15 protein-coding genes and 1 tRNA gene are annotated in these 12,889 nt (G+C 65.7%); 10 read left to right on the top strand and 6 right to left on the bottom strand.

All coding sequences use genetic code 11. From position 1 onward, the window contains the following. Positions 1 to 30 precede the first annotated feature (30 nt). The 3 genes from ACX3O0_RS14730 to ACX3O0_RS14720 are packed head-to-tail and all read left to right on the top strand — an operon-like array spanning position 31 to position 2,789. Positions 31 to 723, top strand: a complete 693-nt coding sequence (locus tag ACX3O0_RS14730; RefSeq protein WP_459093114.1) for a response regulator transcription factor — start codon at positions 31 to 33, stop codon at positions 721 to 723. 42 nt (positions 724 to 765) lie between these two features. Continuing rightward, positions 766 to 2,448 carry a sensor histidine kinase gene (locus tag ACX3O0_RS14725; protein ID WP_459093113.1) on the top strand — a complete coding sequence of 561 codons (1,683 nt, stop codon included), beginning with the start codon at positions 766 to 768 and terminating at the stop codon, positions 2,446 to 2,448. A gap of 50 nt (positions 2,449 to 2,498) precedes the next feature. Then, positions 2,499 to 2,789, top strand: coding sequence for a WXG100 family type VII secretion target (locus tag ACX3O0_RS14720; protein ID WP_459093112.1), 291 nt, complete (start codon positions 2,499 to 2,501; stop codon positions 2,787 to 2,789). Positions 2,790 to 2,864: 75 nt separating this feature from the next. Here ACX3O0_RS14720 and ACX3O0_RS14715 read toward each other — a convergent pair whose 3' ends face one another. Further along, positions 2,865 to 3,383, bottom strand: coding sequence for an Lrp/AsnC family transcriptional regulator (locus tag ACX3O0_RS14715; protein ID WP_459093111.1), 519 nt, complete (start codon positions 3,381 to 3,383; stop codon positions 2,865 to 2,867). A 103-nt stretch (positions 3,384 to 3,486) separates the two neighbouring features. On the opposite strand from ACX3O0_RS14715, the gene ACX3O0_RS14710 reads away from it, so the two are divergent. Next, positions 3,487 to 4,683, top strand: coding sequence for a trans-sulfuration enzyme family protein (locus ACX3O0_RS14710; protein WP_459108206.1), 1,197 nt, complete (start codon positions 3,487 to 3,489; stop codon positions 4,681 to 4,683). A gap of 344 nt (positions 4,684 to 5,027) precedes the next feature. On the opposite strand, the gene groL is transcribed toward ACX3O0_RS14710, so the two are convergent. The 4 genes from groL to ACX3O0_RS14690 all read right to left on the bottom strand — a co-directional run bounded on the left by groL (position 5,028) and on the right by ACX3O0_RS14690 (position 8,203). Further along, positions 5,028 to 6,656 carry a chaperonin GroEL gene (gene groL / locus ACX3O0_RS14705; protein ID WP_459108205.1) on the bottom strand — a complete coding sequence of 543 codons (1,629 nt, stop codon included), beginning with the start codon at positions 6,654 to 6,656 and terminating at the stop codon, positions 5,028 to 5,030. Between the two features lie 212 nt (positions 6,657 to 6,868). Beyond that, complete coding sequence (locus ACX3O0_RS14700; protein WP_459093108.1) at positions 6,869 to 7,075, bottom strand: cold-shock protein; 207 nt, start codon at positions 7,073 to 7,075, stop codon at positions 6,869 to 6,871. A 194-nt stretch (positions 7,076 to 7,269) separates the two neighbouring features. Continuing rightward, positions 7,270 to 7,872: a LytR C-terminal domain-containing protein gene (locus ACX3O0_RS14695; RefSeq protein WP_459108204.1), complete on the bottom strand. Its 603-nt coding sequence runs from the start codon at positions 7,870 to 7,872 to the stop codon at positions 7,270 to 7,272. 70 nt (positions 7,873 to 7,942) lie between these two features. After that, complete coding sequence (locus ACX3O0_RS14690) at positions 7,943 to 8,203, bottom strand: DUF3263 domain-containing protein (protein ID WP_459108203.1); 261 nt, start codon at positions 8,201 to 8,203, stop codon at positions 7,943 to 7,945. A gap of 115 nt (positions 8,204 to 8,318) precedes the next feature. On the opposite strand from ACX3O0_RS14690, the gene ACX3O0_RS14685 reads away from it, so the two are divergent. After that, positions 8,319 to 9,425: a heme/hemin ABC transporter substrate-binding protein gene (locus tag ACX3O0_RS14685; RefSeq protein ID WP_459108202.1), complete on the top strand. Its 1,107-nt coding sequence runs from the start codon at positions 8,319 to 8,321 to the stop codon at positions 9,423 to 9,425. On the opposite strand, the gene ACX3O0_RS14680 is transcribed toward ACX3O0_RS14685, so the two are convergent. Next, positions 9,422 to 10,159 carry an HtaA domain-containing protein gene (locus ACX3O0_RS14680; protein ID WP_459108201.1) on the bottom strand — a complete coding sequence of 246 codons (738 nt, stop codon included), beginning with the start codon at positions 10,157 to 10,159 and terminating at the stop codon, positions 9,422 to 9,424. The genes ACX3O0_RS14685 and ACX3O0_RS14680 overlap by 4 nt on opposite strands. A gap of 136 nt (positions 10,160 to 10,295) precedes the next feature. Here ACX3O0_RS14680 and msrB point away from each other — a divergent pair, with 136 nt between their 5' ends. From msrB to ACX3O0_RS14655, 5 genes are all read left to right on the top strand, one after another. Beyond that, complete coding sequence (msrB, locus tag ACX3O0_RS14675) at positions 10,296 to 10,700, top strand: peptide-methionine (R)-S-oxide reductase MsrB (RefSeq protein WP_459108200.1); 405 nt, start codon at positions 10,296 to 10,298, stop codon at positions 10,698 to 10,700. Between the two features lie 26 nt (positions 10,701 to 10,726). Beyond that, positions 10,727 to 11,251 carry a nitroreductase family protein gene (locus ACX3O0_RS14670; protein WP_459108199.1) on the top strand — a complete coding sequence of 175 codons (525 nt, stop codon included), beginning with the start codon at positions 10,727 to 10,729 and terminating at the stop codon, positions 11,249 to 11,251. 43 nt (positions 11,252 to 11,294) lie between these two features. Beyond that, positions 11,295 to 11,371 (top strand) — tRNA-Thr (locus tag ACX3O0_RS14665). 111 nt (positions 11,372 to 11,482) lie between these two features. Beyond that, positions 11,483 to 12,394 (top strand): hypothetical protein, encoded by a 912-nt coding sequence (locus ACX3O0_RS14660; protein ID WP_459108198.1) that lies wholly within the window; start codon positions 11,483 to 11,485, stop codon positions 12,392 to 12,394. A gap of 11 nt (positions 12,395 to 12,405) precedes the next feature. Continuing rightward, positions 12,406 to 12,831 (top strand): GntR family transcriptional regulator, encoded by a 426-nt coding sequence (locus ACX3O0_RS14655; RefSeq protein WP_459108197.1) that lies wholly within the window; start codon positions 12,406 to 12,408, stop codon positions 12,829 to 12,831. The last annotated feature ends 58 nt before the right edge of the window (positions 12,832 to 12,889 follow it).

Raw genomic sequence — 12,889 nt, 5'->3', positions numbered from 1 at the left:
ACGCTCAGGCAACACGCAGATACTGGCACCATGAGTGGTGGACCCAGAGTACTGATCGTCGATGACGAACCGAACATCCGAGACCTGCTGACAACCAGCCTTCGCTTCGCTGGCTTCGCCGTGCGTGCGGTGGGCAACGGAGCGCAGGCCATCTCGGCGGTGCTGGAAGAAGAGCCAGACCTGATCATCCTCGACGTCATGCTGCCCGACATGAACGGGTTCGGCGTGACCAAGCGGCTGCGGGCATCCGGCTACACCGCACCGATCCTCTTCCTGACGGCCAAAGACGACACCGAGGACAAGATCACCGGTCTCACCGTCGGCGGTGACGACTACGTGACCAAGCCGTTCAGCCTGGACGAGATCGTGGCACGCATCAAGGCCATCCTGCGCCGCACCATGCAGGAAGAGGAAGACGCGATCATCCGCGCCGGCGAACTCACCATGGACCAGGACACGCACGAAGTCACCATCGGTGGTGAGCAGATCGAGCTCAGCCCGACCGAGTTCAAACTGCTGCGCTACCTGATGCTCAACCCCAACCGGGTGCTCAGCAAGGCGCAGATCCTCGACCACGTCTGGGAGTACGACTTCAACGGCGATGCCGGAATCGTCGAGTCCTACGTGTCCTACCTGCGGCGCAAGCTCGACCAGTACTCCGAGGAGCCGGTCATCCAGACCAAGCGCGGCTTCGGATACATGCTCAAGGCGACCAAGGCCTGACTTGCGCGCATGCCGGCCCGCACGACGTAGCCTTGAGGCCTGATGCACGAACAACCGACGGACTGGTGGAGCGGGGTCTCCCTCAGGTCCAAGATCACCGGCGTCACGGTGTTCATTGTGACGATGGGACTCCTCGTCGCCGGGGTTGGCACCATGACCGTGCTGCGCACCTACCTGCTCGACAAGCTGGATGACCAGATCCGCGCATCCGCCAGCCTGCTGCCGGCACGTATCGACCTGGATGCGCTGTCGGCCAATCGCGACGGCCTCCCGTCTCCCTTCTACCGGGCGGCCATCGACCACGAGGGCAACCTGCTGAGGGACAACCTCGGCAACGGGCAGGACGAACTGCGACCGGTACTCGACCAACTCACCATCAGGTATGTGTTGAGCAATGAGGGGCCGTTCACGGTGCAGAATGAGGCCCGCACCTCGCAGATGCGGGTGATCGCGTTCCCGGTCGAGGTGCTCGACAGCGGTGAAATCGTCACCCAGGTGGTCGGACTCAGCCTCAACGACACGAACGCCACCATCGCCCGGTACACGGCCATCTTCCTCGGGTTCTCGCTCTCGGTCATCCTGCTCAGTGCTGCCCTCACCCGGGTGCTGGTCACCTCCACTTTCCGTCCGCTGCGAGAGGTGGAGGCGACCGCCGCCGCCATCGCCGACGGTGACTTCAGCCAGCGCCTGCCCGGCGCCACCCCCAACACCGAAGTCGGGCGGCTCAACCGCTCGCTGAACCTGATGCTCGGGCGAATCGACCGCGCGTTCGCCGACCGGGCAAGGACCATCGACCAGATGCGCCACTTCGTCGGTGACGCCAGCCACGAACTGCGCACACCACTGGTATCGGTGCGCGGCTACGCCGAGCTCTACCGTATGGGGGCTCTGCAGAACGAGGAAGACGTCTCCCAGGCGATGGAACGCATCGAGAAAGAGGCGATCCGGATGGGCGAGCTGGTCGAAGACCTCCTCGAGCTGGCCCGCGCCGACGAGGCCAAACCGCTTCGCCTCACTCCCGTCGACCTGCTGCCGATCGCCCAGGATGCCGCCCTCGACGCGATGGCCTCGCAGCCCGAGCGAACGGTGAAAGTCATCGTCGCCGAACCAGAACTCTCCCAGTCCCACAACCTGGACGCCGAACCAGAGCCGACCACCAAGCCACTGACCACGGCAACCGGCCCGATCGCGTTCGCCGGCGCCCAACTGGCCCGCCTCCGCTCGATGCGATCCCGCCAGCTCAAGCAGGAGATCCAGCGGCTGACCGTCAACCCCGAGCCGATAAGGCTGGTGGTCCCCGCCGTGGTGCTCGGCGAGGAGAACAAGCTGCGCCAGGTCGTCACCAACCTGATGGGCAACGCCATGCGGTTCACCCCGCCCGGGAGCCCGATCGAGCTCGGCGTGCGGGTCGACCGTCACCGGCGGGTGGCCATGCTCGACATCATCGACCACGGTGAAGGGGTACCGCCCCAGATCCGGCAGAAGATCTTCCAGCGGTTCTGGCGTGCGGACTCCTCACGCACCAGGGAGACCGGTGGAAGCGGGCTGGGCCTTGCCATCGTCTCGGCGATCGTCGCGCAACACAAGGGGTCGGTCGACGTGCTCGACACCCCCGGCGGCGGCGCAACGTTCCGGATCGTGCTTCCCCTCCTCCCCCAGGACTATGTCGCACCCAGTTCAACAGGATCGAACGGCTGGCAGCAGCAGGACCGGCCCTCCTCCTAGCGTTGGCTGCACCCCAGGCGCCCGGTCTGGGCACATACACGGGAGCAGTCATGACGCGATACCAGGTCGACAGCGAGGCGGTGCTCGGCGCCACCGCCGCGGTGCGAGGCTCGATGAACCGCATCCAGGGAGAGTTCAGCGGGCTGTCCGCCCAATTGGTGAACTTGCAGGGCTCCTGGTCCGGGCAGGCGGCGACATCGTTCCAGTCGGTGTTCGAGGAGTGGAAGGCCACTCAGCAGCGCGTCGAAGAGAACCTGGCCTCGCTGAACCAGGCACTCACCCAGGCCGCCCAGCAGTATGCCGACATCGAGCAGAGCAACGCGCGGCTGTTCGCCCGCTAGCCATTCTGTGGGTTGAATAGTCCGTCTTCTGTGGGTTGAGTAGGCCCTCCAGGGCCGCATCGAAACCCGGACAGGCTAGCGCAGCAGCTCGGTCACTCCGTCCCCGGGAACATGGTCGAATACGAGGTTGGTCTCAGTGTGCGCAATGGCCGGATGCCCGGCCAGGTGTTCGAGCACGAAGTCGCGCAATTCGGCGGCATTGCGGGCGGCCACATGCAGCAGGAAGTCGTCCACGCCGGCCATGTGGAACAGTGCAAGAACTCCCGGCCAGTGCGGGGCCTCCTGGCGGAACCGGTCCACCTCCTCGCGAACGATGGACACCAACCGCACCGAGATCAGCGCCTGAACGGTGACGCCAAGCGTCGTGACATCGATGTCCGCCCGATACCCACGCAGGTATCCCGCCGAGTGCAGGCGTTTCAGCCGAAGCGACACGGTCGACTCCGCAACGCCGGCCGTCGCCGAGAGGGCAGCGCCCGAAACCCGGGCGTTGCTCGCCAGGGCGCGAAGCAGGGCCCGGTCGATCTCGTCGAGTTGTTCTGGCCCGGCCGCACCAGCGTCGTTGCGCCGTTCGATTTTCTTCGATTGAGTCAAGGGTTCCTCCGAGGATTCTGCACGATCTGCGATGAACGAGCCTGCCGTCCCATCATCTTCGGCAGAGCTTGCATTCCGCGACAGATTCTGTTTCTGTCAGACTATGCTGCCATCTGACTCACGACTGGAAACTCGCGCCGTACACGCCGGAATGGGCGGACTCAACGAAGCCGGTGTCCACGTCCCCCCGATCGACCTGTCCACCACCAACCCCCTGCCGAACGTCGAACTCGGCGGCGACTCCTACGAACAGCTTGCCACCGGTGGCCCGCTGCTCGACGGCCAGTCCGCCGTGTACCAGCGGCTGTGGCAGCCGGGCGTTGCCCGCTTCGAAGAGAGCCTCGCCGCCCTGGAGGGCGCCGAGACGGCCGTCGCCTACTCGACGGGTATGGCAGCGCTGTCCGCCTGCCTGCTCGCCGCGGCCAGCGCCGGCAAGCCCCACGTGGTGGCCCTTCGGCCGCTCTACGGCGGCACCGACCACGTTCTGGATGCCGGCCTGCTCGGCACCACGGTGACCTGGGCGGAGGCCGGCAGCGTCGCATCCGCGATTCGTGAGGACACCGGCCTGGTGATCATCGAGTCGCCGGCCAACCCCACCCTCGAACTGGTCGACATCGCGGCCATTGTGCGTGAGGCGGGCAGTGTTCCGGTGCTGGTGGACAACACCTTCGCGACGCCGGTGCTGCAGCGCCCGATCGAGCACGGTGCCACCCTGGTGCTGCACAGCGCCACCAAGTACCTGGGCGGTCACGGCGACGTCATGGGTGGCGTGATCGCCACCACCGAGGAGTGGGCGACCCGCCTGCGCCACATCCGCGCGCTGACCGGCGGCCTGTTGCACCCGTTCGCCGCCTACCTGCTGCACCGAGGGCTGCGCACGCTGCCGATCCGAGTGCGCGCTGCGCAGGAGACCGCCGGCGAACTGGCCACCAGGCTGCAGGGGCACCCCGCGCTTGCCCGGGTCATGTACCCGGCGCTGCCCGGCGGCGACCCCTTGGGGCTCATCGGCACTCAGGCGGATGGCGCCGGCTGCATCGTCTCGGTCGACCTGGCCGGTGGCTACGACTCGGCAGCCCGGTTCATCGAATCGATGCGACTCATCACCCACGCCGTCTCGCTCGGCGGTGTCGACTCGCTCGCCCAGCACCCGGCATCCCTCACCCACCGTCCGGTCGCCGCTGCGGCGAAGCCGGGGGGAGGCATCGTGCGGATCTCGATCGGTCTCGAGCACGTCGACGATCTCTGGGCGGACCTCGCCCAGGCGCTCGAAGCGGCGGATGCGAGCACCTCCGCCGCCTAGCCCCAAACACGCAACAAGGGCGGCTCCGCGAGGAGCCGCCCTTGTTGTTGTTAATCAGACCCTGGAAGTTCCGCCGTCAACAGGTTGCTTTCGGCAGCACCCCGCTCAGCCGCGCCGCGCCACCGGCGTGCCGCAAATTCCATCCTGTTGACAGAGGGGCGGATGCCACGGAAGGGGCCTTGGCCCTACGGGATCGGGCCGGGCGGGTGTTGCAGGGTCTCGGGTGGGCCGGGCTTCTATGGACGGAGACCATGCAACACCCGCCCGGACGCCTCACACGACACCAAGCCGAGCACGCAAAAGGGGCGGCTCCCGAAGGAACCGCCCCTGTTTGTTGCTAGACCTTAAAAGTCCATTCCGCCTGACGGGTCACCCATCGGAGCCGGGTTCTTCTCCGGCTTCTCAGCGATGACAACCTCGGTGGTGAGGAACAGTCCGGCGATCGACGCGGCGTTGAGCAGCGCAGAACGCGTCACCTTCACCGGGTCGTTGATACCGGCAGCGAGCATGTCAACGTACTCACCGGTTGCGGCGTTGAGGCCGTGACCGGTCGGCAGGTTGCGCACCTTCTCGGCGACAACACCGGGCTCGAGGCCCGCGTTGGCGGCGATCTGCTTGAGCGGCGAGTCGATGGCGACGCGAACGATGTTCGCACCGGTCGCTTCGTCACCCTCGAGACCGGTCAGCGCAGCGCTGGCGAAAGCGACCTCGCCGGCCTGGATGAGTGCAACGCCACCACCGGCGACGATGCCCTCTTCGACGGCAGCCTTCGCGTTGCGGACGGCGTCCTCGATGCGGTGCTTGCGCTCCTTGAGCTCAACCTCGGTTGCCGCTCCGGCCTTGATGACTGCAACGCCACCGGCCAGCTTGGCCAGGCGCTCCTGCAGCTTCTCGCGGTCGTAGTCGGAGTCGGTGTTGGCGATCTCGGAACGGATCTGCGCGACGCGACCGGCGATGGCGTCGTGCTCGCCGGCACCCTCAACGATCGTGGTCTCGTCCTTGGTGATGACGACCTTGCGTGCACGACCGAGCAGGTCGAGGGTGGCGTTCTCGAGCTTGAGTCCGACCTCCTCGGAGATGACCTGTCCACCGGTGAGGGTGGCGATGTCCTGCAGCTGCGCCTTGCGGCGGTCGCCGAAGCCCGGAGCCTTGACGGCAACCGACTTGAAGATGCCGCGGATCTTGTTCACGACCAGGGTCGCGAGGGCTTCGCCGTCGACATCCTCGGCAATGATGAGCAGCTGCTTGCCGCTCTGGATGACCTTGTCGACGATCGGCAGGAGGTCCTTGATCTGCGAGATCTTGCCGTTGACGATCAGGATGTACGCGTCTTCGAAGACGGCTTCCTGGCGCTCCGGGTCGGTCACGAAGTATGCCGACAGGTAACCCTTGTCGAAGCGCATACCTTCGGTCAGCTCCAGCTCGGTGCCGAACGTGTTCGACTCCTCGACGGTGACGACGCCTTCCTTGCCGACCTTGTCGATCGCCTCGGCGATCAGCGCGCCGATCTCCGGGTCGCCGGCCGAGATGGAGGCCGTGGCCGCGATCTCTTCCTTCGTCTCGATGGGCTTCGCCTGGTTGACGAGGGCTTCGGTGACGGATGCGACGGCCTTCTCGATTCCGCGCTTCAGGCTGATCGGGTCGGCGCCGGCTGCGACGTTGCGCAGGCCTTCGCGTACCAGTGCCTGGGCGAGGACGGTTGCGGTGGTCGTTCCGTCGCCGGCGACGTCATCCGTCTTCTTGGCGACTTCCTTGACCAGCTCTGCGCCGATCTTCTCGTAGGGGTCGTCGAGTTCGATTTCCTTGGCGATCGACACACCATCGTTTGTGATGGTGGGCGCGCCCCACTTCTTCTCGAGTACGACGTTGCGGCCGCGCGGGCCAAGCGTCACCTTGACTGCGTCTGCCAGGGTGTTCAGTCCACGCTCAAGGCCGCGACGGGCCTCTTCGTTGAAAGCAATGATCTTTGCCATGTGTGTTTCTCGTCCCTCCCGGACGTCGTGAAAGTTGCAACAGCTTTGGCACTCGCAATAAGAGAGTGCTAAATGATTCTGGCACTCTGACCCTGCGAGTGCAAGCTGCGGTCGACCGCGGGAGGAGCATCGGTCCGTTAACAACTGACGCCGCCCGGTGAACCGGGCGGCGCAGTCTGGGATTGCCTGCCAGTGGTGGCGACGAAGCTTCGCTACTCCGCCGGCCGAACCGACTCGGCTTGGGGTCCCTTGTTTCCGGTGCCAACTTCGAAGACGACCTTCTGGCCTTCTTCAAGAACCTTGTATCCACCCATCTCGATGGCGGAGTAGTGGACGAAAACGTCTTGCTCCCCTCCATCGACGGTGATGAAGCCGTAGCCCTTTTCAGCGTTGAACCATTTGACGGTTCCGTTCGCCATTGATAACTCCCTGCTGTGGTTCGAACGGCGAGCCGGATGGTGCATCCGGGTGCGCCGCAACGCGGGGGGTAATCCCGCGTTCCCAGATAGTAACGGGCATCCGCTCGCTTTGGGGAGGGGCAATCTGCCCTTCTTGGGCAAAAGTCATGAATTTTTACGCGATTTTATGCGACATCGCCGGGATGGCGGCCGAATCAGCCCGCCGGAAGCACATAATCGCTGCCGATGAGTACCGCCAGCGGGGATGCCGGGTAGGTGTTGGCCAGCACCAGCTCCCCCACTCCCAGCGTCTCGAGCATGGCCCGGGCAGCGGCCTCATTGTCCGGGTTGTTGTAGATCACCTGGGTGATCTCCACATCGGAGGCGGATGCGCTGACGCGGGCGCCGACACCGAATGCCGCACCCTCCCAGCCCTGCGAGACGAGGTAGTCGCCGACCGTGTTGGACAGGCCGGGGGTTCCTGTTCCGTTGAGCACCGTGATGACGATCGCCGGGTCGAGCTTCGGCTCGACCGCTTCGGGACTGTCCGCTGGCGGGGCATCGCCCGGTTCTTCCTCGGCGGCGTTCATGAACGGCAGGCCGAACTGGAAGTCGCTGTTGATCTGGGAAAGCCCCCAGAGGCCACCGACTGAGAGGACGAGGATCGCCCCGACGACCCAAGCCAGGTTCGCCCAGCCCTGGCCCCAATGGGCTTTGGCGCGGTGCGCGCCCACCCGATGGAGGTCATCCGGTACCGCGTCGAACCGGTCACGGACGGGCCGTTGTGTGACGGGCCGTTGTGTGGTTGGGGCAGCCATGGCTCTCTTTCGGTGGCTCTGCGTTCTCAGACGACGTTCTTGATACGACCGTGTGGATACGACCGTGGGTCTAGCGTTCGGCGCCGGCCTGGGTTCGGCCCGCTCTCATGCGCCGCAAGCGGCTCACCAACAAGGGATCGTACCGAGCAGCGGCTGGGGAGTCGATGAGTGCGTTCAGCAATTGATAGTACCGGGCGGCCGAGATTCCGAGCTCCACTCGGATCGCCTGCTCCTTGGTGCCGGGGTTGCGCCACCCGCGGCTCTCGAATGCGAGCAGTCCCGCGTCGCTTTCGGAGAGCTCGGTGCGCTGCCGGCCTGTTGCTGCGTCCACTGCTTCCTCCGCTGCAATCCTAGGGTCGGTCGAGTGCCTCGCCGCGGAGGCTCTGGGCAGGTCGCACAACCCATCCGTACAGCTGATCAGCCAGGCTAGTTAGGATTACCTAAGTATGCCCGTCGCCTCCCTCCCCCGCATCGCCGTCTCGGCGCTGGTTCTGGCAACCCTCCTGGCCGGATGTGCCAGCGGGGTGCCGCAGCCGACCGTCGAGCCGCAGGCATCCGGCCCCCTGGTTCCACTGGCCGAACTGCACCTGCTGGATGACCCGAAGTCGTGGGTGGGCGAGACCACGGCCGTGCTGAGGGAGACCTCGATCACGCCGGTGACGGATGACCCTGCCCAGTCTTTGCCGGCCACGGTGACCTCGCACGACCTCGCCGGTGACGTGGAGGTGACGGTCACCGACACGTCGCGCATCCTGGGCCTCGACCTGGCCGGTTCGATCTCGGCGACCATCGCCGGGCTGGGGTTCGGCGACCATCTGGTCGGACGCGACTCGTCCTCCACCTTCCCCGGAGTTGTCGACCTGCCGTTGGTGACGACCGGCGGGCACACCATCAACAACGAGTCAGTGATCGCCCTGCGTCCGACACTGATCATCACCGACGGCACGATCGGACCGATCGACGTGATGCTGCAGCTGCGCGATGTCGGCATCCCGATCGTCTTCGTGGACGCCGGCACCGGGTTTGATGGCGTCTACGAGTTGACCGAGCAGGTCGCACACGCGCTCGGCGCCGACGAAGCCGGCCGGCAACTGTCGGAGCGGCTGCGCACCGAGATCTCGGCCAAGGTCGCGGAGGTCGCAGCGATCGCGCCGAAGGAACCGGGCGACCGCTTGCGGATGCTGTTCCTCTACCTTCGCGGGGACTCCGGCATCTACTACCTGTTCGGCGCGGAGTCCGGCGCCGACGACCTGATCGACGCGGTCGGCGGCATCGACGTGGCCACCGAGATCGGCTGGTCCGGCATGAAACCGATGACCGACGAGGCGATCATCGCGGCTGCGCCCGACCTGATTCTGGTGATGAGTTCCGGGCTTCAGAGCGCCGGTGGCGTGGACGGCCTGCTGCAGACGAAGGCGGCGATCGGCATCACCCCGGCCGGCCAGAATCGGCGTTTCGTCACGATGGCGGACGGCGAGATCCTGAGTTTCGGCCCCCGCACGGCCGACGTCATCGACGCGGTCGCCCGCGCCGTGTACGCGCCGACCGGTTAGCCCTCCGAGTAGCGGCGGACCCGGTACCAGACGAGCGCCGCGACGAGCGCGGCAGCGGCTCCGAGCGCGAGTCCGCCGACCAGCCACCAGTTCGTCTCCGCGGGGGCCTCGCATTCGCCGTCGAACGTGAGCTCGATGGTGACCGGGTCGAACGGTTCACCGGCCTGGTAGGTGCCGAATGCCTCGGCGCCGGCATCCGTCAGCGTCGCCGGAACGTCTCTGATGGTCAGTCGATCATCCGTGCGCTCGGCGAGCTCGCCCGCATCCAGCGCCAGGGTGACGAATTCGACCATTCGCGCATCGACCTCTGCACCGTCCTGGGTGGTGCCGTTGACGTCGAAGTAGAGGGCGCCGCTGTCGTCCCGGAATTCGATGACCGGTTTCTCGATGGTGGTGTTCAGGATGCCTCCGTGCCCGGTGAAGGTTACGGCTCCGGGGAACTCGACGCTGCCGACCCCCGCGCTGCGGTCGAGCAGGCCGCTGCCGCCGCCGAACCGGAAGTCGGGGGTCTCGTATTCGGCCCCACCCGACACCGCCCATTGCCCGTTCGCGATGGCACCGCTGATGTAGGAACGGAACGACTCCTTGAAACCCCAGGTGATGGTGGCGTCGTCGACGGCGCAGGATGCGGCGGTCGGCACAGGAGCATCAGTCGCGGTTGCGGTGACGGCTGAGCCGAGGACGAGCGCCGGCGCGGCGAGCGCCACGAGCACGAGGCGCACACCGGATCTCACAGGCACTCCAACGACAGGGAAGTTAGGTTCACCTTACCAACGCCGGCACACTCGCGGTTTGCTGAAGCCATCGGGAACAGAACCTGTCAGGCAGGGGTTTTAGTATGGGCAGAGATAATCAGCGAAAGGCTGGACTATGACATACCAGGTGAACAAGAGCGAACAAGAGTGGCGCGAGGAGCTCGGCACTGACCGATACTCGGTGCTGCGCGAGGCGGCGACCGAACGCCCCTGGACGGGCGAACTGCTCGATGAGAAGCGGTCGGGCGTCTTCACCTGTGCGGCCTGTAACGCGGAACTGTTCAAGAGCGGCACCAAGTTCGATTCCGGATGCGGCTGGCCCAGCTTCTACGAGTCGGTGCGCCCAGAGGCGGTCGAGCTACTGGAAGACAACACCCTCGGCATGACACGCACGGAGGTGCGCTGCGCCAATTGCGGCTCGCACCTCGGCCACGTCTTCCCCGACGGTTTCGGCACCCCCACCGGCGACCGCTACTGCATGAACTCGCTGTCCCTCGACTTCAAGGCCGAGGAGAACTGATCGCTGACGCTCCGGTACTGACGGCGGTGGCGAGCCGACGCTCGGCGCCGAAGGTCAGCGCGGGCGCGCCAACGCACGACCAGCTGGTCCCGTTGGTACGCGCCGCCGCGAATGTCGCCGACCATGGTGCGCTCAGGCCGTGGCGGCTCATCGAGTTGCGCGAAGGCGCCCGTGATCATTTGGGGCGGGCAATGGCATCCGCCGCCGGTAAGCATGGAAAAGACGGCGACAAGCTTGCCGGGAAGCCGCTGCGGGCAGACCTGCTGATCGCCGTCGTGGCGTGCAGGAAACCCAGCCACAAGGTAGAGATCTGGGAGCAGGATGCCGCAGCATCCGGTGTCGCGCACATCCTCAGCCTGCTGCTCACGGAGGCCGGCTGGGGTGTCATGTGGCGAACCGGGCCGTTCACCCGATCAGCGGCGGTGCGGGAAGTGCACCGCCTCGACGACAATGAGCAGCTGCTCGGCTGGCTGTACGTTGGCACCCCGAAGAAGGCCGGATCCGAACGAAAGTCGAGCTTCGACGTGGAGCAGCACCTGACCCAGCTGTGATCGGATGTCCGCGAACTTCCCGTTAGCATAGGGAGGTCAATTCGCCTCCATAGCTCAGTTGGCCAGAGCACCGCTCTTGTAAAGCGGGGGTCGTCGGTTCGAATCCGACTGGGGGCTCCATCAGTTCATTCCTCTTTTCGCTGCGCGCCGTCCGCACTCCCCGGATGCTTGTAGCAGTCCAGTGATACATAGGTGTATCGTCTGGATGACACAAGGTGAGGGGCTGTAGCGATGGGTTGGTATTACCTCATGGTGTGGGGGTCCGTTCTCGCGGGCGTCGCCCTCGCCTTGGTGTGGTGGCTGATCTTGGGACGAAAGACTCGCTTTCCGGGCGGCAGCGTGGCCGCATTCTCTCTGGCCGCCGGGATCCTTCTCGTGCTCGGCGCGATCGCGCCGCGCACACTGGGTTTGCCTTTGCTGCCGCTGGAGCTACCACTCGAGTTCTGGCTCTGGTACACGGACTACCGGTTCATTTTCCCGCTGGTGCTCGCGGTTCTCGGCACGGTGCTCCTCGCCGTCCCGGTTCGAGCCCGAAAGGGGCGGGGTGTTGCAGAGTTGACGCCTCGAACGCCGCTGAGTTTCGCGCGCGGGTGGTGGTTCGTCGTCCCAGCCGTGGTTCTTGCGATCATCCTGGCGCTCACCATCGCAGCCGGCGCGGCCTCACAGCCCGACCCAGAGACCGGCCACTACACGATGTACGTCGTCGACCTCGGCGGCGAGCGAAGCATGGGCACCAGCATTTACGGGTGGTTCAGCTCCGTTCCGGCCCTGATTCTCACCGCGGTCATGATTATGGTCGCCGCCTTCACCCTGTTCCTCATCGCACGACCTCCGCTCGACCATCATCAGGAGCGGGACGTGCACATCCGAACCCTCCGCACCCGCAATGTTGTTGCGGTCGGGACAGGCGCGCTATTGGTGCACCTCGGGACCATCCTCGGTTCACTGGCGGGAACCGCCTCGCTTCGAGGCGCATTCTCCACTTCTGAGGGCAGCATGATGTCCTGGACTGCTTTCGCTGCGCTTGAGCCGACACTCCGGGTCGCATCCTATGTTGCTGCGTCCCTCGGAATCGCATTCTGGGTCGCCGTGGCCCTGTCGGCGATACCGAACCGGAGACGCGCCTCGACCTCGAGCACGTGATGATCATCTCGTTGTCAGGCTCCGCCGCACCGACCGAGCAGATTCGCGATCAGATTCGCGGACTGATCGCCTCCGGTCAGCTCGCAGCGGACGAACGGCTGCCGTCGGTTCGCCAGTTGGCGAATGACCTGGGCGTCGCGCCCGGCACCGTCGCCAAGGCGTACAAAGCGCTCGAGTCCGAGGGCTACCTCACCGCTCGAACCGGAGGCGGAACGCGGGTCAGCCGAAGCGCTGCCACCACCCCGCGACCGGTGCTGGAAGCTGCTCGCAAACTCGCCGACACGAGCAGCCGCGCCGGCACTGACCTCGATGACGCCATCCGTATCCTGCGAGCGGTCTGGCCCCACCACACGCGCCGCCAGCAGATCGAGGCAGTAGACGTGGTCACGCAGATCTCCGTCGACCGCGATGCGTCAACGATCTCGTATGACCGCTAAGGTCGCTCGTTCCTCACCGGCTGGTTGGTGGGTCCGCGGCGCCCATCGAAATCCCCTC

The sequence above is a fragment of the Homoserinimonas sp. A447 genome (assembly GCF_054489325.1).
This window is presented reverse-complemented; position numbering and strand designations above follow the sequence as displayed.

Excerpts from the sequence above, each read along its gene's own strand:
- ACX3O0_RS14660 (WP_459108198.1), top strand. The coding sequence starts at position 11,483 with ATGGGTTGGTATTACCTCATGGTGTGGGGGTCCGTTCTCGCGGGCGTC.
- ACX3O0_RS14700 (WP_459093108.1), bottom strand. The coding sequence starts at position 7,075 with ATGGCGAACGGAACCGTCAAATGGTTCAACGCTGAAAAGGGCTACGGC.
- ACX3O0_RS14730 (WP_459093114.1), top strand. The coding sequence starts at position 31 with ATGAGTGGTGGACCCAGAGTACTGATCGTCGATGACGAACCGAACATC.
- ACX3O0_RS14710 (WP_459108206.1), top strand. The coding sequence starts at position 3,487 with ATGCTGCCATCTGACTCACGACTGGAAACTCGCGCCGTACACGCCGGA.
- ACX3O0_RS14725 (WP_459093113.1), top strand. The coding sequence starts at position 766 with ATGCACGAACAACCGACGGACTGGTGGAGCGGGGTCTCCCTCAGGTCC.
- ACX3O0_RS14695 (WP_459108204.1), bottom strand. The coding sequence starts at position 7,872 with ATGGCTGCCCCAACCACACAACGGCCCGTCACACAACGGCCCGTCCGT.
- ACX3O0_RS14720 (WP_459093112.1), top strand. The coding sequence starts at position 2,499 with ATGACGCGATACCAGGTCGACAGCGAGGCGGTGCTCGGCGCCACCGCC.
- msrB (WP_459108200.1), top strand. The coding sequence starts at position 10,296 with ATGACATACCAGGTGAACAAGAGCGAACAAGAGTGGCGCGAGGAGCTC.
- ACX3O0_RS14685 (WP_459108202.1), top strand. The coding sequence starts at position 8,319 with ATGCCCGTCGCCTCCCTCCCCCGCATCGCCGTCTCGGCGCTGGTTCTG.
- groL (WP_459108205.1), bottom strand. The coding sequence starts at position 6,656 with ATGGCAAAGATCATTGCTTTCAACGAAGAGGCCCGTCGCGGCCTTGAG.